The organism is Sphingomonas leidyi, assembly GCF_011761945.1.
Lineage (GTDB): Bacteria > Pseudomonadota > Alphaproteobacteria > Sphingomonadales > Sphingomonadaceae > Sphingomonas > Sphingomonas leidyi.
In genome coordinates, this window is sequence record NZ_JAASQV010000004.1 from 56,646 (window position 1) to 80,846 (window position 24,201).

General features: G+C 68.9%; 19 protein-coding genes. 6 read left to right on the forward strand and 13 right to left on the reverse strand.

The genetic code is table 11. The features are described 5' to 3' along the window. Positions 1 to 10: 10 nt before the first annotated feature. Positions 11 to 2,083, forward strand: a complete 2,073-nt coding sequence (locus FHR20_RS17825; protein ID WP_167300973.1) for a hypothetical protein — start codon at positions 11 to 13, stop codon at positions 2,081 to 2,083. Positions 2,084 to 2,171: 88 nt separating this feature from the next. Here FHR20_RS17825 and FHR20_RS17830 read toward each other — a convergent pair whose 3' ends face one another. From FHR20_RS17830 to FHR20_RS17860, 7 genes are all read right to left on the reverse strand, one after another. After that, positions 2,172 to 2,840 carry a DUF6445 family protein gene (locus FHR20_RS17830; protein WP_167300974.1) on the reverse strand — a complete coding sequence of 223 codons (669 nt, stop codon included), beginning with the start codon at positions 2,838 to 2,840 and terminating at the stop codon, positions 2,172 to 2,174. Next, entirely contained in the window at positions 2,837 to 4,372 is a 1,536-nt protein-coding gene (locus FHR20_RS17835; RefSeq protein ID WP_243857603.1) for a tryptophan halogenase family protein, read from the reverse strand. Before FHR20_RS17835 ends, FHR20_RS17830 begins: the two co-directional genes overlap by 4 nt. A gap of 156 nt (positions 4,373 to 4,528) precedes the next feature. Next, positions 4,529 to 5,344, reverse strand: coding sequence for a TorF family putative porin (locus FHR20_RS17840; RefSeq protein WP_167300975.1), 816 nt, complete (start codon positions 5,342 to 5,344; stop codon positions 4,529 to 4,531). 164 nt (positions 5,345 to 5,508) lie between these two features. After that, positions 5,509 to 7,020 carry a SulP family inorganic anion transporter gene (locus FHR20_RS17845; protein WP_167300976.1) on the reverse strand — a complete coding sequence of 504 codons (1,512 nt, stop codon included), beginning with the start codon at positions 7,018 to 7,020 and terminating at the stop codon, positions 5,509 to 5,511. Next, positions 7,017 to 7,712, reverse strand: a complete 696-nt coding sequence (locus FHR20_RS17850) for a carbonic anhydrase (RefSeq protein WP_167300977.1) — start codon at positions 7,710 to 7,712, stop codon at positions 7,017 to 7,019. The genes FHR20_RS17845 and FHR20_RS17850 overlap by 4 nt, the downstream gene beginning before the upstream one ends. 83 nt (positions 7,713 to 7,795) lie before the next feature. Further along, the gene (locus FHR20_RS17855; RefSeq protein ID WP_380925209.1) at positions 7,796 to 9,100 is read right to left on the reverse strand and encodes an ATP-binding protein; all 1,305 of its coding nucleotides are present in this window, start codon (positions 9,098 to 9,100) and stop codon (positions 7,796 to 7,798) included. A gap of 5 nt (positions 9,101 to 9,105) precedes the next feature. Further along, positions 9,106 to 9,816: a response regulator transcription factor gene (locus FHR20_RS17860; RefSeq protein ID WP_167300978.1), complete on the reverse strand. Its 711-nt coding sequence runs from the start codon at positions 9,814 to 9,816 to the stop codon at positions 9,106 to 9,108. A gap of 195 nt (positions 9,817 to 10,011) precedes the next feature. Between FHR20_RS17860 and FHR20_RS17865 the strand changes: the two genes are divergently transcribed. Beyond that, complete coding sequence (locus FHR20_RS17865) at positions 10,012 to 10,257, forward strand: hypothetical protein (protein ID WP_167300979.1); 246 nt, start codon at positions 10,012 to 10,014, stop codon at positions 10,255 to 10,257. Positions 10,258 to 10,347: 90 nt separating this feature from the next. Here the strand turns inward: FHR20_RS17865 and FHR20_RS17870 are convergent, their stop codons facing one another. Both FHR20_RS17870 and FHR20_RS17875 read right to left on the reverse strand, forming a co-directional pair. Further along, positions 10,348 to 11,700 carry a sigma-54-dependent transcriptional regulator gene (locus FHR20_RS17870; RefSeq protein WP_167301179.1) on the reverse strand — a complete coding sequence of 451 codons (1,353 nt, stop codon included), beginning with the start codon at positions 11,698 to 11,700 and terminating at the stop codon, positions 10,348 to 10,350. Beyond that, positions 11,700 to 13,433: a sensor histidine kinase gene (locus tag FHR20_RS17875; RefSeq protein WP_167300980.1), complete on the reverse strand. Its 1,734-nt coding sequence runs from the start codon at positions 13,431 to 13,433 to the stop codon at positions 11,700 to 11,702. Before FHR20_RS17875 ends, FHR20_RS17870 begins: the two co-directional genes overlap by 1 nt. 269 nt (positions 13,434 to 13,702) lie before the next feature. Between FHR20_RS17875 and FHR20_RS17880 the strand changes: the two genes are divergently transcribed. The 3 genes from FHR20_RS17880 to FHR20_RS17890 are packed head-to-tail and all read left to right on the forward strand — an operon-like array spanning position 13,703 to position 19,083. Continuing rightward, positions 13,703 to 15,037, forward strand: a complete 1,335-nt coding sequence (locus tag FHR20_RS17880; RefSeq protein WP_208413754.1) for a dicarboxylate/amino acid:cation symporter — start codon at positions 13,703 to 13,705, stop codon at positions 15,035 to 15,037. Between the two features lie 54 nt (positions 15,038 to 15,091). Then, positions 15,092 to 18,154 (forward strand): TonB-dependent receptor domain-containing protein, encoded by a 3,063-nt coding sequence (locus FHR20_RS17885; RefSeq protein ID WP_167300982.1) that lies wholly within the window; start codon positions 15,092 to 15,094, stop codon positions 18,152 to 18,154. Next, positions 18,154 to 19,083, forward strand: a complete 930-nt coding sequence (locus FHR20_RS17890; protein WP_167300983.1) for an alpha/beta hydrolase — start codon at positions 18,154 to 18,156, stop codon at positions 19,081 to 19,083. Before FHR20_RS17885 ends, FHR20_RS17890 begins: the two co-directional genes overlap by 1 nt. Positions 19,084 to 19,092: 9 nt before the next feature. Here the strand turns inward: FHR20_RS17890 and FHR20_RS17895 are convergent, their stop codons facing one another. The 4 genes from FHR20_RS17895 to FHR20_RS23240 all read right to left on the reverse strand — a co-directional run bounded on the left by FHR20_RS17895 (position 19,093) and on the right by FHR20_RS23240 (position 22,655). Next, on the reverse strand, positions 19,093 to 19,497 hold the full coding sequence (locus tag FHR20_RS17895) for a hypothetical protein (RefSeq protein ID WP_167300984.1): 405 nt from the start codon (positions 19,495 to 19,497) through the stop codon (positions 19,093 to 19,095). Continuing rightward, on the reverse strand, positions 19,490 to 19,897 hold the full coding sequence (locus FHR20_RS17900; protein WP_167300985.1) for a MerC domain-containing protein: 408 nt from the start codon (positions 19,895 to 19,897) through the stop codon (positions 19,490 to 19,492). The genes FHR20_RS17895 and FHR20_RS17900 overlap by 8 nt, the downstream gene beginning before the upstream one ends. Positions 19,898 to 19,949: 52 nt before the next feature. Continuing rightward, on the reverse strand, positions 19,950 to 22,142 hold the full coding sequence (locus FHR20_RS17905) for a TonB-dependent receptor (protein ID WP_167300986.1): 2,193 nt from the start codon (positions 22,140 to 22,142) through the stop codon (positions 19,950 to 19,952). Between the two features lie 96 nt (positions 22,143 to 22,238). Continuing rightward, positions 22,239 to 22,655: a DUF2946 family protein gene (locus FHR20_RS23240; RefSeq protein ID WP_425057389.1), complete on the reverse strand. Its 417-nt coding sequence runs from the start codon at positions 22,653 to 22,655 to the stop codon at positions 22,239 to 22,241. A 570-nt stretch (positions 22,656 to 23,225) separates the two neighbouring features. Between FHR20_RS23240 and FHR20_RS17915 the strand changes: the two genes are divergently transcribed. Then, the gene (locus FHR20_RS17915; RefSeq protein ID WP_425057390.1) at positions 23,226 to 24,188 is read left to right on the forward strand and encodes a glycosylasparaginase; all 963 of its coding nucleotides are present in this window, start codon (positions 23,226 to 23,228) and stop codon (positions 24,186 to 24,188) included. The last annotated feature ends 13 nt before the right edge of the window (positions 24,189 to 24,201 follow it).

Sequence of the window (24,201 nt, forward strand, 5' to 3'; positions counted from 1 at the left end):
GAGGAAGCGGATGCGAGGTTCGATGCGGTTGATGCTGGTGGGCGGGCTACTGCTCGCGGGCACGAGCACGACGGCCATGGCGCAGCAGCGCGGCGGCAAGGCGCCCGAGCTGGCCTACAGCCTGACCGAGGGGCAGAATCTCAATGCCTTTGTCCGCGACGGCAAGGTCGCCGCGCACCTGCTGCTGCGCAACGGCAGCGATCCGCGCATCCTGGTCGCCTTCCCGGCCGGCAACAGCGGCGTCGGCCTGTGGTTCCAGCCGCTCGCCCGCCCCGCCACCTGGCGGCTCGACCAGGCGCCGCGCCCGGTCACCTTCGCCGATGCCAGGGGCCGCCCGCTCCACGGCATCGAGAGCATCGCGACGATCGATGCCGCCCGCCTCGCCCCCAAGCAGGCGGTGCTCTCCAATGTCCGCTTCCTGCGCGACTATCAGTCGATCAGCCGCTTCCCCGCCGAAGTGGCCGCGCCGATGCGCGTCGAGGGCAATCGCATTCTCTATGCCCGTGACCGCGTCGACGGCGCGCCGGGCTACAGCCTGGAGATCCAGGTGCTGGGCGGCCGGATCGACAAGGGCGAGATCGTCGCCGGTGCCGATGGCCGCATCCGCCTGCGCATCGTCGCGGCGACGGGCGACACGCCGCTCACCGGCCTGAGCAAGGCCGAGCTGCTGAACGCCAGGGCCGCCGCCGATCCCGCCGCGCGCAACGCCCTCGCCTTTCTCAGCTACCGCGAGAAGTTCCTCGCCGGCTCGTGGCGCTTCGATACCTATTTCGGCCGCGACACGCTGATGTCGGTCCGGCTGCTGATGCCGGCGCTCAAGGGCGCGGCGGTCGAGGCCGGGCTCGGCGCCGTGCTCGCCCGCCTCGACGACAAGGGCGACGTCGCGCATGAAGAGGGCCTCTCCGAGTTCGCGCTGGTCGATCACCAGCAGCATGGCCAGGGCGGCGGCGACACGCCGACGCTCGATTATGCGATGATCGACGACGACTATATGCTCGCGCCGGTCGCCGCGGAGTATCTGCTCGCCCCGGCCAATCGCGCCGCCGCGCAGCGCTTCCTGGCGGGCGCGGTGCCGAGCGTCGCGCATCCCGGCACCGCCCAGCCCGCCGGCGCGCTGCTGGTGCGCAACCTGCGCTTCGTGCTCGAGCATGCCGCGCCCTTCGCGGACGATCCGCGCTGGGACAAGCTGGTCGCGGTCAAGGCCGGGCGCCTCACCGGCGAGTGGCGCGACAGCGAGGAAGGGCTCGGCCGCGGCCGCTATCCCTATGACGTCAACGCCATCCTCGTCCCCGCCGCGCTGGAAGCCGCCGACAAGCTGCTGCGCGCCGGCTTGCTCGACCGCTATCTGACCCAGGCGGATCGCACGGCGCTTGCCCGTGCCCATGCCATGGCCGCCACCTGGCGCGGCAAGGCTCCGGGCCTGTTCGCGGTGGAGACGCCAGGCGCGCAGGCCACCGCGCAGATCCGCGACTATGCCGCGCGCGTCGGCGTGCCCGCCGCGCCCGCGCTCGCCGCACTCAAGGGCCAGGCGCTGCGCTACCACGCGATCGCGCTCGACGATCATGGCCAGCCCGTGCCGATCATCAACTCGGACGAAGGCTTCGCGTTGCTCTTCGGGCATCCCGATGCGGCCGATCTCCAGGCCTATGTCGGCGCGCTGGCACGGCCCTTCCCCGCCGGCCTGATGACCGATATCGGCCTGCTCGTCGCCAATCCGGCGCTGGCCAGCACCGAAGTGCAGGACCGCTTCACCCCGGCCGCCTATCACGGCGCGGTGGTGTGGTCGTGGCAGCAGGCGCTGTTCGCCGCCGGACTGGAACGCCAGCTCGCCCGCACCGACCTGCCCCCCGCCACGCGCGCGGTGCTGAAGGATGCGCAGGCGAAGCTGTGGCGCGCGATCCAGGCGACGCGCGCGACGCAAAGCTCGGAGCTCTGGTCCTGGGCCTTCGAGAATGGCCGCTACAAGGTCGTCGCCTTCGGCGCCGGCAAGACGGACGTCGACGAGTCCAATGCCGCGCAGCTCTGGAGCACCGTCTATCTCGCGGTGCAGCCGCCCAAGGCCCCCGCGCGGAAGAAGCGCTGAGCTTATCCAACACCCCACCTCGGCCCGTCATCCCTCCCCGGGGTGGCGGGCGATTTTTGGGTGCCGCCCGCCTTCGTCCCGAGGGGAGCTAGGCAGCCGCCAGAAACGCCGTCACCGTCAGCCGCCCGGTCGCCGGATCCGCGTCCAGCACGGCGCCGGGCGAGATCGCGCCGCTGTGGAGCAGCGCACTGCGATAGATCACCGCGCGGTTCGTCCGCGCCTCGACATGGGCGATCCGCTCGAACAGCGCCGTGTCGCCGAACGGATAGGCCGCTGCCGGCGGGTCGCTACGCAGTTCGGCATTGAGCGTCGCCAGATAGCCTGCCGAGCGCGCTGGATCGATCGTCTCGAAGCCGGTGGCGCGGTGGCGGAAGAACGCCGTCCCCTCGCCCTCCGACAGATAATGGACCAAGGCGATCCGCCCGGGCTCCACCGCATCGACATGCGGCAGGCGCTGCTCAACGCCCAGATCGCCCGGCCGCATCGTCACCATCGAGAAGCTGGCATCGAGTAGCTGGACGCCGCCTCCCGCCCCCAGCACCTCGCGCAGCACCGGCACCAGCGCCGGCCGCACCAGCGCGAAATAATCCGCCGGCAGCGCCGCGCGGATTCCGGGATAATGGTGCCGTCCAGGCTCGAACGCGGCAGCCATGGCAGCGGCTCGCAGCGCATCCGGGTCGGGATGGAAGCCGTCGACGATCGCGATCGGCTGGCCCTCGCTGCCGATCCGCCGGGCGACGATATCCGGCTTCGTCACCCGCCCATCGCCGCCGCCAGCGCGGCATCGTGCAGCGGCAGCGTCGGTGCGGCGCGCCTGATCACCTCGGCGACCTGGCGGACCTGCGTGCTGTTGGCGGCGCTGTCGAGCACGTCGGCCAGCGGATTATAGTCCTGCGCCACGATCTCCTGCCCGTTGAGCACCGCCAGCCAGCTGGCGTCGCGGAACAGCTCCTCGGGGCCCAGCATCAGCCGGCCGGAGCGGCGATACTGTTCCTCGCGCGCCACCAGGGTCCCGGGCAGCGCCATCTCGCGCCGCTCGACCCAGAACGGGTCGCTCCGCCCGGGATTGGCGTGATAGTGCAGGATCAGGAAATCCTTGATATTGTCCATGTCGGCGCCCAGCAGCGCATTGTAGCGCTCGGCCAGCATCGGATCCATGTCGCGATCCGGGAACAGCGTCAGCAGCTTGGCGATGCCGCTCTGGATCAGATGGATGCTGGTCGATTCCAGCGGCTCCAGAAAGCCGGAGGAGAGCCCGATCGCCACGACATTGCCGATCCACGCCCGGCGCCGGGTGCCGGCGGTGAAGCGCAGCGTGCGCGGCTCGGCCAGCGCTTCTCCGTCGAGATTGGCGAGCAGCATCGCGGTCGCCTCGTCCTCCCCCATGAAGCGGCTGGAAAAGACATGGCCGTTGCCGATCCGGTGCTGGAGCGGGATGCGCCACTGCCAGCCCGCCGGGCGTGCCGTGGAACGTGTGAAGGGCGTGGTATGCTCGGTCCGCGCGCAGGGCACGGCCACGGCGCGGTCGCAAGGCAGCCAGTGCGACCAGTCCTCGAACGCGCCGCCCATGGCCCCGTCGATCAGCAATGCGCGGAAGCCGGAGCAGTCGATGAACAGCTCGCCTTCGATCCGCTCGCCGCGCTGCGTGGTGAGCGCAGTGACCAGGCCGCTTTCGGCGGCACGCTCGACATCCTGCAACCTGCCTTCGACGCGGATGACCCCCGCCGCCTCGGCGAGGCCGCGCAAATGCTTCGCATAGAGGCTGGCATCGAAATGATAGGCATAGCCGAGCGTCGACAGGATCGAGCGCGCATCGCCCGTCGGCATGGCGAAGCGCCCCTGCCCGGCCAGCTCGGTCGCCAGCGAGAAGGCGGAGAGCGGCAGGTCCACGCCCTCGGCCCGCGCCTTCATCCAGCGATGGTGGAAGGCGACGCCGGGGAAGCGCACGCCATATTCTCCGAACGGGTGGAAATAGCGGTGGCCGGGACGCACCCAGTCGACGAACTCGATGCCCAGCTTGAAGCTCGCCTTGGTCTCGCGGAGGAAGGCTGCCTCGTCGAGCCCGATCAGCTCGTTGAACCAGTGGATCGTGGGGATCGTCGCCTCGCCCACGCCGACGGTGCCGATCTCCTCGGATTCCAGCAGCGTGATCCGCACCGTCCGCCCGAACTGGCGCGACAATGCGGCGGCGGTCATCCACCCCGCGGTTCCGCCGCCCAGGACGACGACCGAGCGCACCCGCCGCGGCTCCCGGGCCATTGGGGAAGTCATGTTGCTGGATGCGGTCATGGGGGGCTTCTCATGCTTGTGAAGCCCGGGATTAGCGCGCCGCGGCAATCCTTGAAATGCATTTCCTTGCCGGGTCCGCCCGCATTCCGGGCGGATCACCGGAGCGGGCGCAGCCGCTCCGGTGAAATCATCCTCTCCCGTGGATCTATTCCTGCATCAGAAGGCCGCGCTGACCGAGAAGATCACCGCGCCGTCCGCGATCGAGCTGCCATCCTTCACCCGTGAGAAATTAGGCTGGATATAGGTCGCATCGGCCTTGCTGATATTGGTGTCGACATAGGCGATGCCGAGCGTGAGCGGGCCCACCGCCGCATCGGCGCCGAGCGACCAGTCCAGATATTTGCCGGTGGGCGCCACGCTGGTGCCGTTCGGTCCCAGGCCCGGATTGCCGCGCGAGCCGCCGAGATGCGCCTTGAGCGTGATCGGGGTGCCGGGAATGCCGCTGCTGGCGTCGGCCCACAGATAGAGATTGTCATGCTTGGCGCCGGGGCGGCTGCGGGGCGTGTTGCTCCAGTCGCCCAGGGCCTCCTGGCTCGGCGCATAGGCCACGCCGGCCAGCATCGAGACCGGCCCGATCGAGCTGCTGAGCTTGACATAGGGCTCCGCGAAGTCGGTCTTGTCGGCGCCCGAGGGGTACATGTACCAGGTAACGCCGACATCGACCGCCAGCCCGTCGGCCAGCTGCCGCTTGTAGCCGGCGACCAGGTCGAGCTCCATGTTCGCGCCTCCGAAGGTGCCCCAGCCCGCAAGGTTGGAACCCCAGGTGCCGACATAGAGGCCGCTTTCATGGGAGACGGTGATTCCGCCCTGGATGGCCATGCCCTTGTCGCTCTGCGACACCCCGCGGAAGCGATAGTCGGAGACGAGCGCGACATTGCCGGAGACGGTGATCGGCTTGGGCGGCGCTTCTTCCTGCGCGAAAGCCGGTGCGGCCGTGCAGCAAAGCACGGCCGCGATCAGATAGTGTTTCATGCGGGCATTCCCCTTAGCTTGAGAATGTTCCCGCCTGCGTCGGAAAGCGCGACCCTCTCATCCCGGGATGGGTAGTGGGAAGGGAGCCGCTGCTTTCCGACTTTCAAAGTGCCGGCCCAGTCAGGCCGGCGGGTTTCTCCTTTGTGAGAAAATGTTGCTGCGCCTCAGGCCGGCTGGAGCTTGCGGAGCTGATCGGGATGACCGCTCAGTTCCACCTTGAGCCCGCGCGCCCGGCGCCGCTGCACCCAGTCGCGCAGCGTTTCGGCGCTGGTATGGTCGATCGCCGGCACCTTCTCGAAGGCGAGATGGACCGGCTTGTCGCCCGGCACCGCGTCGAGTGCGCTGTTGAGCTTGGGCAGCGTGACGAAGGTCGCGGCACCGTCCAGATTGATCCGGTGCGCATCCTCGCCCTGTTCCGCGTCCACCTTCAGGCGCAGGCGGCGGAAGTGCGGCAGCAGTTCCAGCACCGAGAGGCCCAGGCCGACCAGCACGCCGGTCAGCAGGTCGGTCGCCACCACCAGCACGAAGGTGACCGCCCAGATCGCTGCGGGCAGCATGCCATAATGGTGGAACAGGTGGCGGACATGGCTGACGCTCACCAGCTTCCAGCCGGTGACGACGAGCACGCCGCCCAGCGCGGCCATCGGGATCTCGCGCAGCAGCCACGGCAGCAGCGCGGCGAAGCCGAGCAGCCAGGCGCCGTGGAGCACCGCCGACAGGCGGGTGATGGCGCCCGCCTGGACGTTGGCCGAGCTGCGGACGATCACGCCGGTCATCGGCAGCGCGCCCGCGAGGCCGCAGAGCAGGTTGCCGACACCCTGTGCGCGCAGTTCCTTGTTATAGTCGGTGCGCACGCCGTCGTGCATGCGGTCGACCGCGGCGGCCGACAGCAGCGTCTCGGCGCTGGCGATGAACGCGACCGCAATCGCGGCGATGATGATCGTCGGGCTCAGGAACGAGCTCAGGAAACCACCCCCCGGCAGCGTCACCGCCGAGGCAAGCGAATCGGGAACCGCGACGCGGACGACGTCGAGGCCGAAGCCGAAGGCGACCAAAGTCGCACCGACCACGCCGACCAGCGCGCCCGGGATCAGGCGGAGCGCCTGGGGCTTGAGCTTGTCCCAGCCGAGCATCAGCACGATCGTCAGCACGCCCAGGCCCAGCGCCAGCTCGGTGCCGGCGATGTTGGTCGGGTCGAGGCCGAACAGCCGGCCCGGCAGCGCCGCGAGATTCTCGAGGCCGCTGGAGAGCGGCTTCGCGTCGAACAGCGTGTGGAACTGGCCGACCACGATCAGCGCGCCGATGCCGGCAAGCATGCCGTGCACCACCGCGGGCGAGATCGCGCGGAACCAGCCGCCGACCTTCACGACGCCGGCCAGCACCTGCAGGGCACCGGCAAGGACGAGGATCGCGCCGAGCGCGGCGAGGCCATGTTCGCGCACCAGCTCGAACACAATGACTGCGAGGCCCGCCGCGGGGCCGCTCACCTGGAGCGGCGAGCCCGCGATCAGGCCGACCACGACACCACCGATGATGCCGGTCAACAGGCCCTTTTCGGGCGGCATGCCCGAAGCGACGGCGATGCCCATGCAAAGGGGCATCGCGACGAGGAAGACCACGATCGAAGCCGTGAAATCACGGACGACCCAGCCCTTGGGGAGGGTGGCGGAGGTCATTCGGCGGCTTCCACCAGGTCGAAATCGGCCGCGCGGCGGCGAGCCGGCTTCACCGCGACGGGCAACGGGGTATCGTCACGCACGACGACGAAGCGATCGGTCTCGCCGTCGAGCGCCAGGATCTGGCCGGCATGGATATCGACGAACCAGCCGTGCAGCGCGATTTCGCCGCGCGCGATCCCGGAGGCGACCGAGGGATGGGTGCGCAGGTGCGCGATCTGCGCCACGACGTTCTCCAGGCTGATCGCGCGAACGCGATCGGTCTCACCCAGGCCCGGATAGGCATCGGCGACGACCTTCTGCGCCGCGTCGCTATGGTTCAGCCACACCGCGACATTGGGCATGCTCGCCACCATCTCGGGATGGGCGACGGCCTTCATCGCGCCGCAGTCCGAATGGCCGCAGACGATGATGTCGCGCACGCCGAGCGCCATCACGGCATATTCGACGGTCGCCGAGACGCCGCCGATCTTCTGCGCGAAGGGCGGGACGATGTTGCCGGCATTGCGGCAGACGAACAGGTCGCCGGGTTCGGCCTGCATGATGTGCTCGGGCACGACGCGCGAGTCGGCGCAGGAGATCATCAGCGCCTTGGGGCTCTGCCCCTGGGTTGCGAGCTTGCCATAGAGGTCGCTCTGGTTCGGGAAGACGGTCTTCTCGAAGCTGAAGACCCGACCAATCAACTCGTTCACGGTTACAACTCCTTTTACAGCGGAGTGCAACCTAAGGAGCCAGTTTTGCCGCAGCGCAGCGGAACTGTGAGAAAGTGTTGCCGTCAGCCGGGCAGGCGGATTTCCGCGATGAGCCCCCCGCGCTCGGCATTGGCGAGCGTCAGCCGTCCCTTCTCGAGCGCGACTGCCTGCTGGACGATGGCAAGCCCGAGGCCCAACCCCTTGGTATTGCGTCCACGCTCCACGTCGAGGCGGACGAAGGGGCGCATCGCCTCCTCGATCTGCGCCGGCGGAATGCCCGGCCCGTCATCTTCGATGCGGAAGACCAGTTCCGCCTCCTCGCGCGCCACCGTCACGCAAACGGACTTGCCGTAGTGCAGCGCATTCTCGATCAGATTGCTCAGCGCGCGGCGAAGCATCGACGGGCGCGCCACCCATTCCAGATGCTGCGGCCCCGAATAGCGCGCGTCGCGTCCGCGATCGGTGGCGTCCTCCACCAGCGTCGCCGCCATCACCGCGACGTCGACCGCGACGGCCGGCTCGGGATCGTCCTCTCCCTTCAGGAAGGTGAGCAGCGAGGCGATCATGTCGTCCATCTCGCTGACATCGTCCTGCATCGCGCGGCGGCTGTCCTCGTCGCGCACGTCCTCGAGCCGCAGCTGGAGCCGGGCGAGCGGCGTGCGCAGGTCGTGCCCCACCGCGGCCAGCGCCTGGGTGCGGTTCTCGATCAGCTCATGGATACGGCGCTGCATGCCGTTGAAGGCGTGGATCAGCCCGCGGATCTCGGCGGTGCCCTCTTCCTCCACAACCGTCACGCCGTCGCCCGAGCCGACCCTGCCGATCGCACGGACCAGCTTGCGCAGCGGCAGCAGCGTGCTGCGGATCAGGAGCGCGCCAAGCGTGAGCAGGAGCAGCGCCGGCACCAGCGCCACCAGCGTGCGCTCGATCGCGAACTGCCAGACCTGGACGGCCTCGCGCGTCTTGAACACGATCCAGCTGCCATCGGCCAGGCGCATCTCGCCGGCGACGACCGAGCCATGGGTGCTCGGCGCGAGGCGCAGCTGCAGATGCGATGCGGCGAGGCCCTTCTCCCAATTGGTCACCTGTGCCTCCATCCGCTTCTGGCGCGGCGGGAAGGCCGGACGCTCGGGAATGGTGGGGGACCAGCGGACGATGTAGCGATCGGTGGTGAGCTCGCGCGCGGCATCCGATCGTTCGGCCACCGGTCGCTCGCTCAGCAGCTTCTCGGCGATCACCAGATGCTCCGCGAGCCGGTGCGCGTCGCTTTCCTCGATCGAATAGCGCGAGGCGCGCTCGTACAGGAAAGTGCTCGCCCCGAACTCGATCGCGACGGTGAGCAGCAGGATGAGCAGGATCCTGCCGAGCAGTCCCAGCGGATGGCGCGGCACCAGGCTCAGGAGCGGGTTACCTCTGCGCGGAAGATGTAGCCGATGCCGCGCACCGTGCCGATCGGCGGCTGGTGGCCGGCTGCGGAGATCTTGCGGCGCAACCGGCTGACCAGCACGTCGACGCTGCGATCCGAGCTGTCGCCGAGGCGGACGCGCGACAGCTCGACCAGGCGTTCGCGCGCGATCACGCGCTGCGGCTGGCCGAGGAATGCCGCGAGCAGATCGAACTCCGCTCCGGTCAGTTCGACCACCGCGCCGCTGGGCGATTTCACTTCGCGGCGCGGGAAGTTGACGGTCCAGCCGTCGAAATGCGCCTGGGTCTCGCGGTCCCCGCCCGCCATCCGCTCGAGCCCGCCACGGCGAAGCACCGCGCGGATCCGCGCGATCAGCTCGCGCGTGCTGAAAGGCTTGCCGAGATAATCGTCGGCGCCCAGTTCGAGCCCGAGCACGCGATCCTGCTCGCTGCCCTTGGCGCTGACGAAGATGATCGGCACATCGCTCTTGCGCCGCACTTCGCGGCACAAGTCGATGCCGCTGGTCCCGGGCAGCATGATGTCGAGCAGCACCAGGTCCACCGGCCCGTTCTCGAACGCCAGCCACATTTCCGGCGCCGTGGCCGCCTGGCGGACCGAATAGCCGTTTTCCTGAAGCGCGCGCGCCGTGAGGGTGCGCAGGGCGGGATCGTCTTCCACCAGCACGATGACAGGGGCGCTCATGCCATGGTCTCGCAAAAACTCATTGCCGGCACTTAGGCGTCTCCCGGGGCACCCTCAAGGCCGCCCAGGGATTACAGCAATGCTTTGTCACGAACCAGCATCGCTTGGCAATCGGAGGGAAAATCTTCCTTACAGGCGGGCAAAGCACCGCTCAGGCGCCGTCGCTATCTCCGGGCATCGGACATAGGAGATCGCATGAAACTCGCCCTTGCCGCCGCGGCGGCACCCTTCCTGCTCCTCGCCCCGGCCGTGCAGGCCCAATCGCTGCACGAGACCCACCAGCTCGTCTGGGCGCCCTCGGGCAAGACACCGGTCGCGCATTGGCGCATGCGCGACAAGCCGGCCTGCCAGCCGGCCCAGAGCCATCACCAGGCGGGCAAGACCGCCCTGCCCGTACGCGCCAAGTGCGACGCGCAGAACATATCGGCCAAGGCCCGATAGGGACACACCCCTCCTTCCCGTGTCCCCGGCCCGCGCAGCCCCACCTGCGCGGGCCGTCCTTGCCGCCGGCCGCGATGCCGGGTCCCCAGCCTAGGCCCGGCCCGATCGCTTGATCTCGGCCAGATCGATGCCGAAGCGCGCGATCTTGTCGTACAGCGTCTTGCGCGGGACGCCGAGCTCGGCGAGCGCCAGCGACACCCGGCCGCCGTGCCGCAGCAGCGCATCGCGGATCAGATTCTCCTCGAACTTCGCCACCCGCGCCGGAAGATCCGCCCGGCCGTCCGGTCCCTCGGCACCGGCAAGGCTCCGGCCCGCCGCGACTTCGAACGCGAAGTTCCTGAGCTCGCGGACATTGCCCGGCCAGCCATGACCCGCAAGATGCGCGTGCACCGCCGCATCCAGCGCCACGTCGCCCACGCCCAGCTGCTGCTTGGCCTCCTCGATGAACGCGGCGAACAGCAGGAATACGTCGCCGGTGCATTCGCGCAGCGACGGCACGCGCAGCCGCATCGTCGCCAGGCGATAATAGAGGTCGGCGCGGAACCGGCCGGCGGCAACCGCCCCCGCGACATCCTCCTTGGCGGTCGCGATCACGCGCAGGTCCACCGGCTCCGGGCGTTCCGCCCCGATCGGCTGGACCTCGCGCTCTTCGAGCACCCGCAACAGGCGTGCCTGCATCGCCAGCGGCATCGAGTCGATCTCGTCGAGCAGCAGCGTGCCGCCGCTCGACGATGCGATGCGCCCGGTGCGCGACAGCCTGGTGTGCGGCACGCTGTCGGCGGCGTGGCCGAACAGCTCGATCTCGGCAATCCCCTCGGGCAGCGCCGCGCAATTGACCGCGACGAAGGGCTTGCCCCGCCGCCGGCTGCTCCGATGCAGCATCCGGGCGACCAGCTCCTTGCCCGTGCCGGTCTCCCCTTCGAGCAGGATGTCGACATCGGTCTCGGCGAGCTGGCCGATCATCGCCCGCAGCCTGACCATCGCCGGGCTTTCGCCGATCAGCGGGCTCTCCTCCTGCGCGGCAGTGGCGGCCGCGGCGCGCAGTCGGCGATTCTCGATGACCAGCGCGCGGCGATCGAGCGCACGGCGAACCGCGGCGAGCAGCCGCTCGGCGGCGAAGGGCTTGGGGATGAAGTCGAACGCGCCGTCGTGCAGCGCCGCAACCGCCATCGGCACGTCGCCATGCCCGGTAACCAGCAGCACCGGGATGTCGCCGTCGACCGCGCGGATGCGTGCGAGCAGTTCCAGCCCGTCCATGCCCGGCATGCGGATGTCGGAGACGACCACGCCGGGGAAGTCCGGCGTCAGCCGCGCCAGCGCCGCCGCCGCGCGATCGAAGGGCAGGACCCGGAGCCCGGCCAGCTCCAGCGTCTGGACCGTGGCGAGCCGCAGCTGCTCGTCATCCTCGACGAACATCACGGTGGCGTTGTCGGGTGCGAGCATCATGCAGCCTTCAGCAGGAGATGGAACGCCGTGCCGCCGCCCGGATTGGGCGCATGCACGATATCGCCCCCGAACTCGCGCGCGATGTCGCGGGCGATGGCGAGACCCAGGCCGAGGCCGCCCGGCTTGGCCGAAGTGAAGGGCGAGAAGAGCGTGTCCGCGATCTCCGGGTCGACGCCCGGTCCATTGTCGATCACCGAGAGCCGCACCGCCTCCCCCTCCCTTGCGCCCTGCACGAGCACGCGCGCTTCCTTCGCGCCCTGGATCGCGTCGAGCGCATTCTGGAGCAGGTTGATCAGTATCTGTTCGAGCCGGATCCGGTCGCCCCGGACCACGACCTGGCGCAATCCCCTGGGCATCCTGAGCGTCACCACGCCGCGCGCGCGCTCGCCGAGCAGCAGCAGGGTGCCGTCCAGGATCGAGCCCAGCTCGGCATTCCCCTCTGCCGGCGTCTTGCGCCGGGCGAAGGCGCGGAGCTCCGCCGTGATCGTGCCGATCCGCTCGGTCAGCGAGACGATCTGCTTCAGGTTGGCGCGCGCATTGTCGGTCGCCGCACGATCGAGGAAGGTCGTGGCGTTCTCGGCGAAGGTGCGGATGGCCGCGACCGGCTGATTGATCTCATGGGCCACGCCGGCGGTGATCTGGCCGAGCGAGCCGAGCCGGCTGGCCTGCGCCAGCTCCTCGCGCGCCGCGCGATAGCGGCGGTCGGCTTCGATGCGTTCGTCGGATTCGACGATCAGCCGGGCATTGGCGTCGCGCAGCTCGGCGGTGCGCCGTTCCACCTCCGCTTCGAGCCGCGCCTGGTGATGGCGCTGCAGGCGACGCTTCTCGGCGGCACGCAGGGCGAAGCCGAGCAGCATGCCGGCGGTCAGCAGGATCGCCAATGCGATCAGCAGCGCCTGGGTGCGCGCGGCCGCGAGCGGCGGCTCGAGCGGCGCGAGATGGATCAGATGCGCGCCCGCCAGCGGCGCCGGCTCGGCGGCGGCCCGATAACGCTGCGCCTTGCCCCCCGCCGCCACGCTCGCCACGGCCCCGTCGATGGTGAGCGGTGCGCGCCTGGGCGGCTGCGCTCCGAACTGGAGCGTACGGCGCGCATCGGCGAGCGTCGCCGCATCGAGCGCCCGCGTCGTCTGGAAGCGCCAGCTTCTGATCGAGGTGACCAGGATCACGCCATGCGCATCGGTGACGATGGTGATGCCGGGGCCCCGCGCCCAGGCCGCCTCGACATCGTCGAACTCCACCTTGACCACGACCACGCCGAGCGCCTGCCCGCCGCGATCGACCCGGCGCGCGAGATACAGGCCCGGCCGGCCGCTGATCGTGCCCAGCGCGAACAGCTCCGAAGCGCCGCGCTCCATCGCGTCGCGGAAATAGGGCCGAAAGCCATAGACCTGGCCGACGAAGCTGGTCGGCAGCTGCCAGTTGCTCGCCGCGACCGTCCTGCCATGGCGATCGATGACGTAGATCACCGCGGCATCGGTGCGCGCGGCCAGCAGCTCGAGCGTGGCGTTCAGCCGACGCTGCGCCACCGGATCGCCACCGCGCAGCGCCGGCGCAATCTCCGGATTCTCGCTGAGGACCAGCGGCAACAGCCGGAACTTCTGGAGCTCGCTCGTCAGCAGCCCGACATGCGCGCGCGCGGTCTGCCGTGCCACCGCGTCGGCAGAGGCGCGCGCCTGGCCCGTGGCCCAGCGGCTGCCCGCCCAGGCGAGCAGCAGAATCGCGGCAATCATCGCGCATGCGAGCAGCAGATGCCGATATCGGAGCGGCGCTCGGAGTCTCATTTGTGCGGTTTATCGCACATTTCGAGAGTATCCGCGCGGATTCTCACACGCTTTTCCGCGACGCCGCCACGGCGCACTTCGCATGAATATATGAAAATCAAATACTTATCCCGAAAAATCCGAACCTCTGGAGGGCCGTAGCGAGAGGGATATGGTGCACGGCCAAGGCCCCGACACAAGAGGGTGCGCGCGCCATGCCGGCGCGACGAGAGGAGAATATGATCATCCAGTCGATCCCCGACGGGCAGCCGATCGCTGCCCGCAAGCCCTTCTATCGGCACCTGTATTTCCAGGTGCTCGTGGCAATCGCGCTGGGCGTGACCATCGGCCATTTCTGGCCCTCCGTCGGCGAGTCGTTCAAGCCGCTCGGCGACGGCTTCATCAAGCTGGTGAAGATGGTGATCGCGCCGGTGATCTTCCTCACCGTGGTGAGCGGCATCGCCGGCATGCGCGAGCTCGGCTCGGTCGGCCGCGTCGCCGCCAAGGCATTCGGCTATTTCCTGTTCTTCTCCACGCTCGCGCTGATCATCGGCCTGGTCGTCGCCAACGTCGTCCAGCCGGGCGCGGGGATGAACGTCGATCCGCACACGCTCGATGGCAGCGCCGTCGCCGACTATGCGCACAAGGCGCACGAGACGACCGTCATCGGCTTCCTGATGTCGATCATCCCGACGACGCTCCCCTCCGCCCTCACCGAGGGCTCGATCCTGCAGACCCTGTTCGTCGCGGTGCTGTTCGGCATCGCCATGGTGCTGGTCGGCAAGCCGGCCGAGCCGGTGCTCGACCTGGTCGAGCGCGTCGCGCTGATCGTCTTCCGCGTCGTCGGCATATTGATGCGCGTCGCGCCCCTGGGCGCGTTCGGCGCGATGGCCTTCACCATCGGCAAATACGGCGTCGAATCGCTCGGCAACCTCGCCTGGCTGGTCGGCACCTTCTACGCCACTTCGCTGTTCTTCGTGCTGGTCGTGCTGGGCGCGGTCGGCTGGTTCAACGGCTTCTCGATCTTCAAGCTGCTGCGCTATCTCAAGGCCGAGCTGCTGCTGGTGCTGGGCACCTCGTCGTCCGAAGCCGCCCTGCCCAGCCTGATCGCCAAGCTGGAGAGCGCAGGCTGCGAGAAGGGCGTGGTCGGCCTGGTCGTGCCGACCGGCTATTCGTTCAACCTGGACGGCACCAACATCTACATGACGCTCGCCGCGCTGTTCATCGCGCAGGCGACCGGCGTGCACCTGAGCTGGGAGGAGCAGATCCTGCTCGTGCTCGTCTCGATGCTGAGCTCCAAGGGCGCGGCCGGCGTCACCGGCGCCGGGTTCATCACCCTGGCGGCAACGCTCTCGATCGTACCGAGCGTGCCGGTGGCCGGCATGACGCTGATCCTTGGCGTCGATCGCTTCATGAGCGAATGCCGCAGCCTCACCAACTTCGTCGGCAACGCAGTGGCGGCGATCGTCGTCGCCCGCTGGGAGAACAAGCTCGATCGCGCCGCGCTGGATGCCGCGCTCTCGGGTCGCCCCCATGCGCAGCCGGAGAGCCTGGAGCAGAGCCAGGCGGCCTAGAGCAAGACAGAAGACCAGAAACAAACAAGAAAAAATAGAACAGGGAGAGAATGCATGAGGAAGGGATATCGGCACATCGCCTTGACGGCGGGCAGCGCGCTCGGCGTGCTGATGCTTGCACAAGCGGCGCAGGCGCAGGAAGCGCAGGCGGCACAGGAAGGGGCTGCCGCGACCGACGAGATCGTCGTGGTCGGCACCCAGATCAAGGGCGCCAGCACCACCGCCGCCCTCCCCGTCTCGGTGATCGACGCCAACCAGATCGACGCCACCGGCGCGCTTTCGGGCGACGAGCTGTTCCGCTCGATCCCGCAGGCCGGCGACGTGACCTTCAACGAAGCGAACAATCCACAGACCAGCAACGCGGCGCGCGGCGACGTCAACTCGATCAACCTGCGCAATCTGGGCGTGGGCAACACGCTGGTGCTGCTCAACGGCCGCCGCCTCGTCAACCACCCCACCAGCCAGGCAGGCGACGGCAACGTCCCCGTGCTCGGCTACAATGCCAATTCGCTGCCGGTGGCCGGCATCCAGCGGCTGGAGATCCTGCGCGACGGCGCGGCGGCCATCTATGGCTCGGACGCGGTGGCGGGCGTGGTCAACACCGTCACCAGGACCAACATCCATGGCGGCTCGCTCGACTTCCGCTATGGCGGGGCCGAAGGCACGCATCGCCGCGAATTCCAGGTGACCGGCACGGCCGGCAGCAACTTCGCCGGCGGCCGCGGCAACGTCTCGCTGTATCTCGACTATACCCACCGCACCGCCCAGCTGGCCGAGGACCAGCCCTATACGGCGACGGACAATCTCATGTCCTATTTCGCCAATGACCCCGCCTATGCCGGCAACCTGACCGCCGACGGCCGCGCCACCCAGTCGCCCTGGGCGAACCTTGCCGTCGTCAATGGCCCCGGCACGATCCGCCGCAGCCCGGGCAATCAGGCGCTGACCTCCTCGGCGGGTGCGTTCCACACCCAGTCGAGCGCCAATCCGGGCTGCCTGGTGGCGCTCAGCGCCGACACCTGCCTGGGCAGCGGCACGCGCGCGACCGCTTCGACGCTGCGCAACGAACGGTTCGACACGCGGCCGGGGACGACGGTTTCACCGCGCATCAACCGCTACAACAGCTTCGCCAGTGCGCATTACGACATCTCGGACAGCCTGACCGCCTATGGCGAAGCGGGCTTCTATTATGCCGAGACGCGCCGCATCCAGCCGCCGACGATCAACCTCAACGCCATCGTCATCCCGGCGTCCAACTATTGGAACCCGTTCGGACCGACCACGCTCAACGGCCAGCCCAATCCGAACCGGATCCCGAACCTGACCAACGTGCCCGCCGCCGGCCTGCCGGTGCGCCTCTCCACCTATCGCTTCGTCGATGCCGGCAAGCAGGAAGTGAACGTCACCAACTGGCAGTCCCGCTTCCTGGGCGGCCTGAAGGGGCAGATCGGCAGCTTCGATTTCGACAGCGCGATCCTCTATTCGGCGGCGCAGGCGACCGACGTCTCGAACGCCATCAACATGACCAAGCTGCAGCAGAATCTCGCACTGTCGACGCCGGATGCGTATAATCCGTTCAGCGGCGGCTGCGCGGCGACGCCGAGCGTGGGCGACTGCTCGCCCGCCTCTGCCGCCACGATCGATTCCTTCCAGTTCAAGCTCAAGCGCCGCTCCAGGACGACGCTCGCGCTGGCCGACTTCAAGATGTCGAACGCGCGGCTGCTTGCCCTGCCCGGCGGCAATCTCGGCATCGCCTTCGGCATCGAGGGCCGCCGCGAGACCCAGCGCGACGACCGCGATCCCAATCTCAACGGCACGATCGGCTTCGTCGACATGGTGACCGGCGAGACGAACCTGTCGAACGTGGCCGCCGTGAGCCCGACGCCGAGTACCAAGGGACACCGCGAAGTCTTCTCTGCATTTGCCGAGCTCGCCGTGCCGGTGGTCTCGCCCGAGATGCACGTGCCGCTGGTCCATCGCCTCGATGTCCAGCTCGCCGGGCGCTACGAGCATTACAGCGACTTCGGCTCGGTGGCGAAGCCCAAGGTCGCCGCGGCCTGGGACCTGGTCGACGGCCTGCGCATCCGCGGCTCCTGGTCGCAGGGCTTCCGCGCACCGAACCTCGAACAGACCAACACCGTCGCCTATTCGCGCCTCAACTCGAACACCGACTATTATCGCTGCGAGGCCGATCTGCGCGCCGGGCGCATCGCCAATTACGGCGCCTGCTCGCGCGGCATCAGCTATTCGATCTTCGTCAGCGGCAATCCGAACCTGAAGCCGGAGAGCAGCACCAGCTGGACGCTGGGCACGGTGCTCCAGCCCAAGTTCATCCCGGAAAGCGCCGGGCGGCTGACGCTCACCGCCGATTTCTGGTCGATCAAGCAGACCGGTATCGTCGGCCAGTTCGGCGCGCAGAACGCGCTGGTGCTCGACTATCTGCTGCGCCTGCAGGGATCGAGCAACCCGAACGTGATCCGCGCCGCGCCGACGGCGGACGACACCCCGATCTTCACCGGCACCGGCCTCGCCCCGGCGGGCGTCGTCACCCGGATCAACGACCAGTTCGTCAACCTGCTGCCGCAGACGGTGCAGGGCGTCGACCTGGCGCTGCTCTACAATGTCCGCACCGGCATCGGTAAGTTCGACCTGGCGCTGAACGGCGCGCGGCTGACCAAGTTCTCGCGCGATACCCCGCCGGCGGTGCAGGCATTGTTCGACGCGCGCACGGCCGGGCAGATCAACGCCGCCACCCCGCTCACCGATGCGCGCGACCTGATCGCGGACCGCGGCAAGCCCAAGTGGCGCGTCACCGGCTCGCTCACCTGGTCGAAGAGCGGCTGGCAGGTCGGTGCCTTCGCCAACTATATCGACACCGTCTATGACAGTAACTTCCTCGACGCGAACGGCCGCCCCTACAAGCTGGACGGCCAGGTGACGTTCAACCTCTACACCCAGTATCGCTTCAAGGGCGGCGTGCTCGACGACACGCGCATCCGCATCGGCGCGCGCAACCTCTTCGACAAGCAGCCGCCGATCACCGCCGACGGCTATCTGGGCTCGCTCTACAGCCCCTATGGCCGCTATCTCTACATGACGATCGGCAAGAGGTTCTGATGCTGCGCCTGTCCTTCTTCCTCTCCCTCCTGGCCGCGGTTCTCGCCGCGGCCAGCCCCGCCCTCGCCCAGGACGGGCTGGGCACGCCCGAGGTCCATGCGGTGTGGCCGGGCAAGGCGCCCGGCTTCGGCAAGCCGACGGGCCCGGAGAAGATCGGCAACGAGGGCGGGCAGACCGGCTCCTGGTCGAACATCTCGGAGCCGCGCTACGAAGTCTATCGGCCGAAGCATCCCAATGGCGCGGCGGCGCTGCTGCTGGGCGGCGGCGGCTATTTCCGCATCCAGATCGGTTCGGCCAAGGACGTGGCCGCCAGGCTCGCCGCGGCCGGCATCACGCCGGTGATCCTCTATTACCGGCTGCCCGGCGACGGCTGGAACGCGGACGCGCCCTTCCAGGACGCCCAGCGCACGCTCCGGCTGCTCAAGGCGGGCGCCGCGCGCTGGGGCCTGGATCCCGCGCGGATCGGCGTGGTCGGCATGTCGGCCGGCGGGCACCTCGCCGGGATGATGGCGACGCGCGGCGGCCATGACTTCTATCCGCCCGCCGACGAGGCCGACCGGCTGAGCGCCGTCCCGGCATTTGCCGGGATGATCTATCCGGTCGTCTCGATGCGCCCGCCGATCGACACGACGCAAACGCGCAAGAAGCTCTCGGTCCTGCCCGATTATCGCGACGCCTATTCGGTCGAGGCGCAGGTGGGGCCGGATACGCCGCCCGTCTTCCTGGCCCACGCCACCGACGATCCGATCGCCAATGTCGAGCATTCGCTGCGCATGTTCGCGGCGATGCGCGCGGCCGGGCGGCCGGTGGAGCTCCACGTCTTCGAGAAGGGCGGGCACAGCTGGGGCGCCGGCAAGCCGGGCACTCCCGTGTCGCAATGGCCGGACCTGTTCCTCACCTGGCTGCGGCTGCACAAGGTCCTGCCCTGATCCGCGCCATCAGGGCACGGGCCCGCGCCGGTCGCGCTTGCGGGCGCAGTCGGCGCAGCACCCCGGAAGCTCCGCGAAGATCCGGTGCGTCCGGAAGCCGGCGCGCCCGGCCGCCGCTTCCACCGCTGCCCGCACCGCTTCGCCTGGCGCCACCAGGATCGCGCCGCAATGCCTGCAGTGCAGATAGAGCGGCTGGTCGCCGTCCCGCAGCAGATAGCCGCGCGCCAACAGCAGCTTCTGCACCTTGCCGGCATCGACGAGCTGGCGCAGCGCCCGGAACACGAGGCTGGGCGCGGCCGGATCGCCGCCGTCCCGGAGCCGCTCGACCAGTTCCAGGCCGCCGAGCGGACCGGGGGCCTGTGCGAGCAGCGCGACGATCCGCTCGGCCAGCGCCCCCGCGCGCCGCCTAGCCATGGCGGTGGCCGCGATGCCGCAACCGCCAGTTGCCGATATGCGCCGCGGCAAGGCAAAGGCTGCCGGCGATCGTCACCGGCGCTTCCGCCGCGCTCTCGGCAAAGGCGAACACCGCGGCTGCCATCAGCGCCAGCCCGGCACCGCCGAGCGCCAGCATCTCCGGCTGGTCGTGCCGGCGATAGCCGGCGGTCAGCGCCAGCGCCGAGCTGGGGATGGCGAAGGCGAGCAGCCAGGCATGAAGCTGTTCGGGGATCGCCAGCACCTGGGAAAGCGCCGGCAGGGCCGCGAGCAGCAGCGGCAGCCCGGCACAATGCACCAGGCAAAGCAGAGATGCGCCGACCGCCGCGTGCTCGATCAGGTCGATCGCGCGGGTACGGCGTGCGTGCGGATCGCAACGCATGCGATATCTCCAAACCGAAGGGAGGCCGGGCGGCACGCCGCCCGGCCGGTCATCAGAAGCCGAGCCGCAGCGTCGCCCGCAGGTCCCGGCCGGCCAGCGGCGCGAAGTCCTTCAGGAAGCTCGAATGGCGCCGCGCATCGACATCGAAGATGTTGTTGGCGCTCAGCGTCAACGAGATCTTCCGGTTCTGGGCGAACGGCCTGAAGCTCAGCGAGGCATTGGTGAGCGTATAGCCGTCGGTCGGCGTCTCGAACGCGGCGATGCGATCCTGGGCCCAGACATGCTCGACTTCGACGCGGGCGGTCAGCAGGCTCGACTGCGCCTCGAGGCCGCCGAGCACGCGCAGCGGCGGGATGCGGGGCACCGGATCGCCATTGTTGCCCTGGCTGGCATGGACATAGTCGCCGAGCAGGTCGAAGTTGATCGCATAGTCGCCGATCCGGGCGAGCCGCGCGGACAGGTCGCCCTCGAGCCCGTAATAGCGGGCCTTGACCTGCTGGAACTGGAAACAGGGCAGATCGACGGTGCGGCCGCTCGGCGCCGCCGCCGCTTCGCAGACGCTCTGCGCGACTTGGTTCTCGGAGATATAGCCGTCGAACCAGTCATAATAGGCCGAGGCGTCGAAGCTGAATCCGTCCTTGTGGACATGCAGCGTCGTCTCGAGGCCCCAGGACTTCTCCAGACCGAAGTTCGGATTGCCGAGCTCCCAGGCCTGGGTGCCCGCATGGCCGCCATTGGCGAACAGCTCCTCGCCCGAAGGCGCGCGTTCGGTCCGCGAGGCGTTGATCCCGATGCGGACATCGTCGGACAGGGCATAGGAGAGCCCCGCCGATCCCGAAAGGGCGTCGAAATTGCGCTTCGTATTGGGAAAGCGCAGATCGCCCGCCGCCGGGTTCGACTGGAGGCTGCTATGCTCGTAGCGGATGCCGCCCTCGGCGCGCAGCTTGCCGAAGTCGAACTGCTGCAGCGTGAACAGGCCGACCTGGCTGGTATTGTTCTGCGGCAGGAAGGCCTCGTCGCCGACCACGTTGAAGTTGCGATGGTAATATTGGACGCCCGAGGCGCCCTGCCAGCCGCCGCGATTGGCCTGGACCAGTTCCAGCCGCCCCTCGAAGCCCTTGTTGTAGAAGGCGGTGCCGATCGAGCCGTCCTCCTCGAGCTCGAAGTGGCGATAGTTCGCATAGCCGGCGCGCGCGCGAACCTTGTCGATGAAGCCGCCCCCGGTATCCACGTCGGCACGGAAATCGAAACGGTTCTGGAGCACGGAGAGGCGCGGCGCCTCCTGCTCTTCGCCCGAGGCCAGCGCATAGCGGATGGGCACGCCGTAGAGGCTGTCATAATGCGAATAGGACACGCCGATATTGGCGGTATCGCTGACATAGGCCAGGCCGGCGCCCGCGGTCCAGGTCTCGGCCTGGGTGTTGGGCAGCTTGCCCCTCAGCGCCGCGGTCTCGGCGAAATCGGGGTCGTCGGGCGTGGTCGGCCCCGCCGCGGCGGCGAGCGCCTGCGCCCGGGCCGAGGGGCTCAGCACATAGCCGCCGATCTTCAGGTCGTCGCTCTTCGAATAGGAGCCGTCGGCGTGGAAGACGAAATGCCCGCCCAGCGCCACATCGCCCGAGCCCGCGATCGAGCGCTCCTTCGCGGCCGAGCCGTAGGTGGCGATCGCATCCACGTCATAGCCATTCTCGGGCAGGGTGCGCGGGATGCGCTTGTCGATCACGTTGACCACGCCGCCGATCGCCGAGGAGCCATAGAGCAGCACCGACGGACCGCGCAGCACCTCGATGCGCTCGGCCAGCAGCGGATCGATGATCACCGCATGATCGGCCGAGGTGTTCGAGACGTCGATCGAGCCGATCCCGTCGGTAAGCACGCGGACGCGCTCGCCCTGGAAGCCGCGCAGGATCGGGCGCGAGGCGCTGGGGCCGAAGGACGTGGCCGAGACGCCCGGCTGCTTGGACAGCGTCTCGCCGATGCTGGGGCGCAGATCGCGGGTGAGCACTTCGCCCGAGACGACCGAAGTGCCGGCGAGCACATCCCGCTCGCTGGTCGGCAGGATGCCGGTGACGACGATCTCGTTGCCCTTGTTGCCGGTCGTGCTCTGCCCGTCCGGGCCGCTATCGTCCGCCGGGGCGGGCTTGGCCGGGGGCGCCGGCGGGTTGTTGCTGTCGGGGCCGGCGGCGTGCGCGGCAGCGGGGATGGCGAGCGCGAGCGTGGCCGCGCGCAGCAGGAACAGATGACGCATGGAAATTAGACTCCGAGAACCTTGGTTTTTCGCGGGAGGGACGAGGACGCGAGGGCACGGCGCGCAACTGCGCCGTACCGGGGCGGTCCCGATCCCCTAGGCCTGGAGCGGCGGTGGAGGCGCCCGGCTGCGCGCGGTTCGCGGAGGTTCGAAGAAGGAGAGGCTGGGCAGTCGCACCGGCGCCGCACGGAATGCGACCGGCGCCGGCGCGGCAAGCGCGACGGGCGCCGGAAGCAGCACCGCGCCGATATTCGCAACTTCCCGGCATATCGGGCAGCTGGCCGGGGAATCCGCGGGCGCCTGGCGATCCGTCGCCTTGCCCGCGCCGCTCGCACCCGGCCTTGCCGTTTCCAGGGCAACGCCGCGATCGAAGTGATTGTGCGTCTGGACGACGGCACCTTGCCAGACGAACGCGAAGAGCAGGGCGCAGAGGAGCGCCCACCGCGTCGCGGCCCGATCTCCGCCACGCCGCGGCCTCGTTTCGCGCAAGCGACTCGGGCGACTGCCATTCACGGATGCCGCGATGCAATAAAGGTGTTATGTTGTAAAGTCTCATATGCCGGCGGCCGGGGGCCTCCATCCTTCCGCCGCGCCCCATCCGGTTTCCCAGCACCATTCCCGCGCAGACGGCGATCCGGAACCGGAAACGATGGCCGCCAGGCTCGCTTGCCATGTCCGGCAAACCCGCGCGATTGCATCGATTGTCCGGCACTCTCCCCGATCCCCGTCCGCGCGCGGATCGCGCGCGTGCCGAACGAGCCATGGCTTGACGGAGGGGGCCTGGCAAAGCACTGCCCGCCCCCCGCGAACATGCTCCCGGCACGAATCGGCAAGGATGCCGCTCCACGCTCCGCCCCGGCGCGAGTGGCGTAATTTTGCAACTGCCACGCGGGATGTTCGCGACATATGGCATCGGCGGTCTTTTTGGGAATTGAAATGAATTTTCACCTATGACAACTTCATTGCGATCGGTGGCGTGAGATCGGCGCCCTCCGGCAAATGAAGGTCGCGTTCGGGCGGCCGGGTAATTCAGGGTGTTGTTCGTCGATGGAAACCTCTCGCCGCGGCGCCATGGCATTGGGAATGGGAAGCGCCGCCCTCGGCCTCGCCGCGCCCGCGCTCGCCCGCCCCGCGGAACGCACGCTGATCCTGTCGACCTGGGATTTCGGCGCCGCCGCCAACGCCGCGGCCTATGCCCAGTGGAAGAAGAGCGGCAGCCTGCTCGACGCCGTCGAAGCCGGCGCCCGCATCCCCGAGGCGGATCCCGAGAATCATTCGGTCGGCCATGCCGGCTATCCCGATCGCGACGGGCATGTGACGCTCGATGCGATCATCATGGACGATCGCGGCAATGTCGGCGCGGTTGCCGCGCTCGAGGATTTCGCGCATCCGATCTCGGTCGCGCGCCGGGTGATGGAGAAGACGCCGCACACGTTCCTGGTGGGCGAAGGCGCGCACCAGTTCGCCGAGGCCGAGGGCTTCGACAAGGTCGCGATGCCGACGCCCGAGGCCGAAAGGGCATGGCGCGACTGGCTGAAGACCGCCCGGTACAAGCCGGTCGCCAATAGCGAGAACCAGCGCGGCTCGGCGCTCGATCATGACACGATCGGCATGTTGTTCTGTGCGCCCAGCGGGCAGCTCGCCGGCGCCTGCACCACGTCCGGCATGGCGTTCAAGCTGCGCGGCCGCGTCGGTGATTCGCCCCAGGCCGGATCGGGCCTGTTCGTCGAGGCCGGTGTCGGCGCCGCCACCGCCACCGGCGTAGGCGAGGAAGTCACCCGGATCGCCGGATCGGCGCGCGTGGTCGCGTCGATGCGCGCCGGTATGACGCCTCAGGCCGCCTGCCGCGAGGCCGTGCTCCACATCGCCAGGCTGCGCGGCGACGCCGTGCGCGACGCACAGGTGGCTTTCCTCGCGATCGACCATCGCGGCCGGATCGGGGCCTTTGCGCTCCAACCCGGTTTCACCTTCGCGGCGACCGACCCTGCGGGGCGAACCCGGATCCAGACCGCCGGGAATTTGAAGAATCTCGCAACGACCAAGTAACCGAATCGATTTC

Bases quoted from the DNA above. Each gene is read 5' to 3' on its own strand.
- FHR20_RS17825 (WP_167300973.1), top strand. From the start codon at position 11: ATGCGAGGTTCGATGCGGTTGATGCTGGTGGGCGGGCTACTGCTCGCG.
- FHR20_RS17835 (WP_243857603.1), bottom strand. From the start codon at position 4,372: ATGACCGCATCCAGCAACATGACTTCCCCAATGGCCCGGGAGCCGCGG.
- FHR20_RS17840 (WP_167300975.1), bottom strand. From the start codon at position 5,344: ATGAAACACTATCTGATCGCGGCCGTGCTTTGCTGCACGGCCGCACCG.
- FHR20_RS17845 (WP_167300976.1), bottom strand. From the start codon at position 7,020: ATGACCTCCGCCACCCTCCCCAAGGGCTGGGTCGTCCGTGATTTCACG.
- FHR20_RS17860 (WP_167300978.1), bottom strand. From the start codon at position 9,816: ATGAGCGCCCCTGTCATCGTGCTGGTGGAAGACGATCCCGCCCTGCGC.
- FHR20_RS17865 (WP_167300979.1), top strand. From the start codon at position 10,012: ATGAAACTCGCCCTTGCCGCCGCGGCGGCACCCTTCCTGCTCCTCGCC.
- FHR20_RS17870 (WP_167301179.1), bottom strand. From the start codon at position 11,700: ATGCTCGCACCCGACAACGCCACCGTGATGTTCGTCGAGGATGACGAG.
- FHR20_RS17875 (WP_167300980.1), bottom strand. From the start codon at position 13,433: ATGATTGCCGCGATTCTGCTGCTCGCCTGGGCGGGCAGCCGCTGGGCC.
- FHR20_RS17880 (WP_208413754.1), top strand. From the start codon at position 13,703: ATGATCATCCAGTCGATCCCCGACGGGCAGCCGATCGCTGCCCGCAAG.
- FHR20_RS17885 (WP_167300982.1), top strand. From the start codon at position 15,092: ATGAGGAAGGGATATCGGCACATCGCCTTGACGGCGGGCAGCGCGCTC.
- FHR20_RS17890 (WP_167300983.1), top strand. From the start codon at position 18,154: ATGCTGCGCCTGTCCTTCTTCCTCTCCCTCCTGGCCGCGGTTCTCGCC.
- FHR20_RS17895 (WP_167300984.1), bottom strand. From the start codon at position 19,497: ATGGCTAGGCGGCGCGCGGGGGCGCTGGCCGAGCGGATCGTCGCGCTG.
- FHR20_RS17900 (WP_167300985.1), bottom strand. From the start codon at position 19,897: ATGCGTTGCGATCCGCACGCACGCCGTACCCGCGCGATCGACCTGATC.
- FHR20_RS17905 (WP_167300986.1), bottom strand. From the start codon at position 22,142: ATGCGTCATCTGTTCCTGCTGCGCGCGGCCACGCTCGCGCTCGCCATC.
- FHR20_RS17915 (WP_425057390.1), top strand. From the start codon at position 23,226: ATGGGAAGCGCCGCCCTCGGCCTCGCCGCGCCCGCGCTCGCCCGCCCC.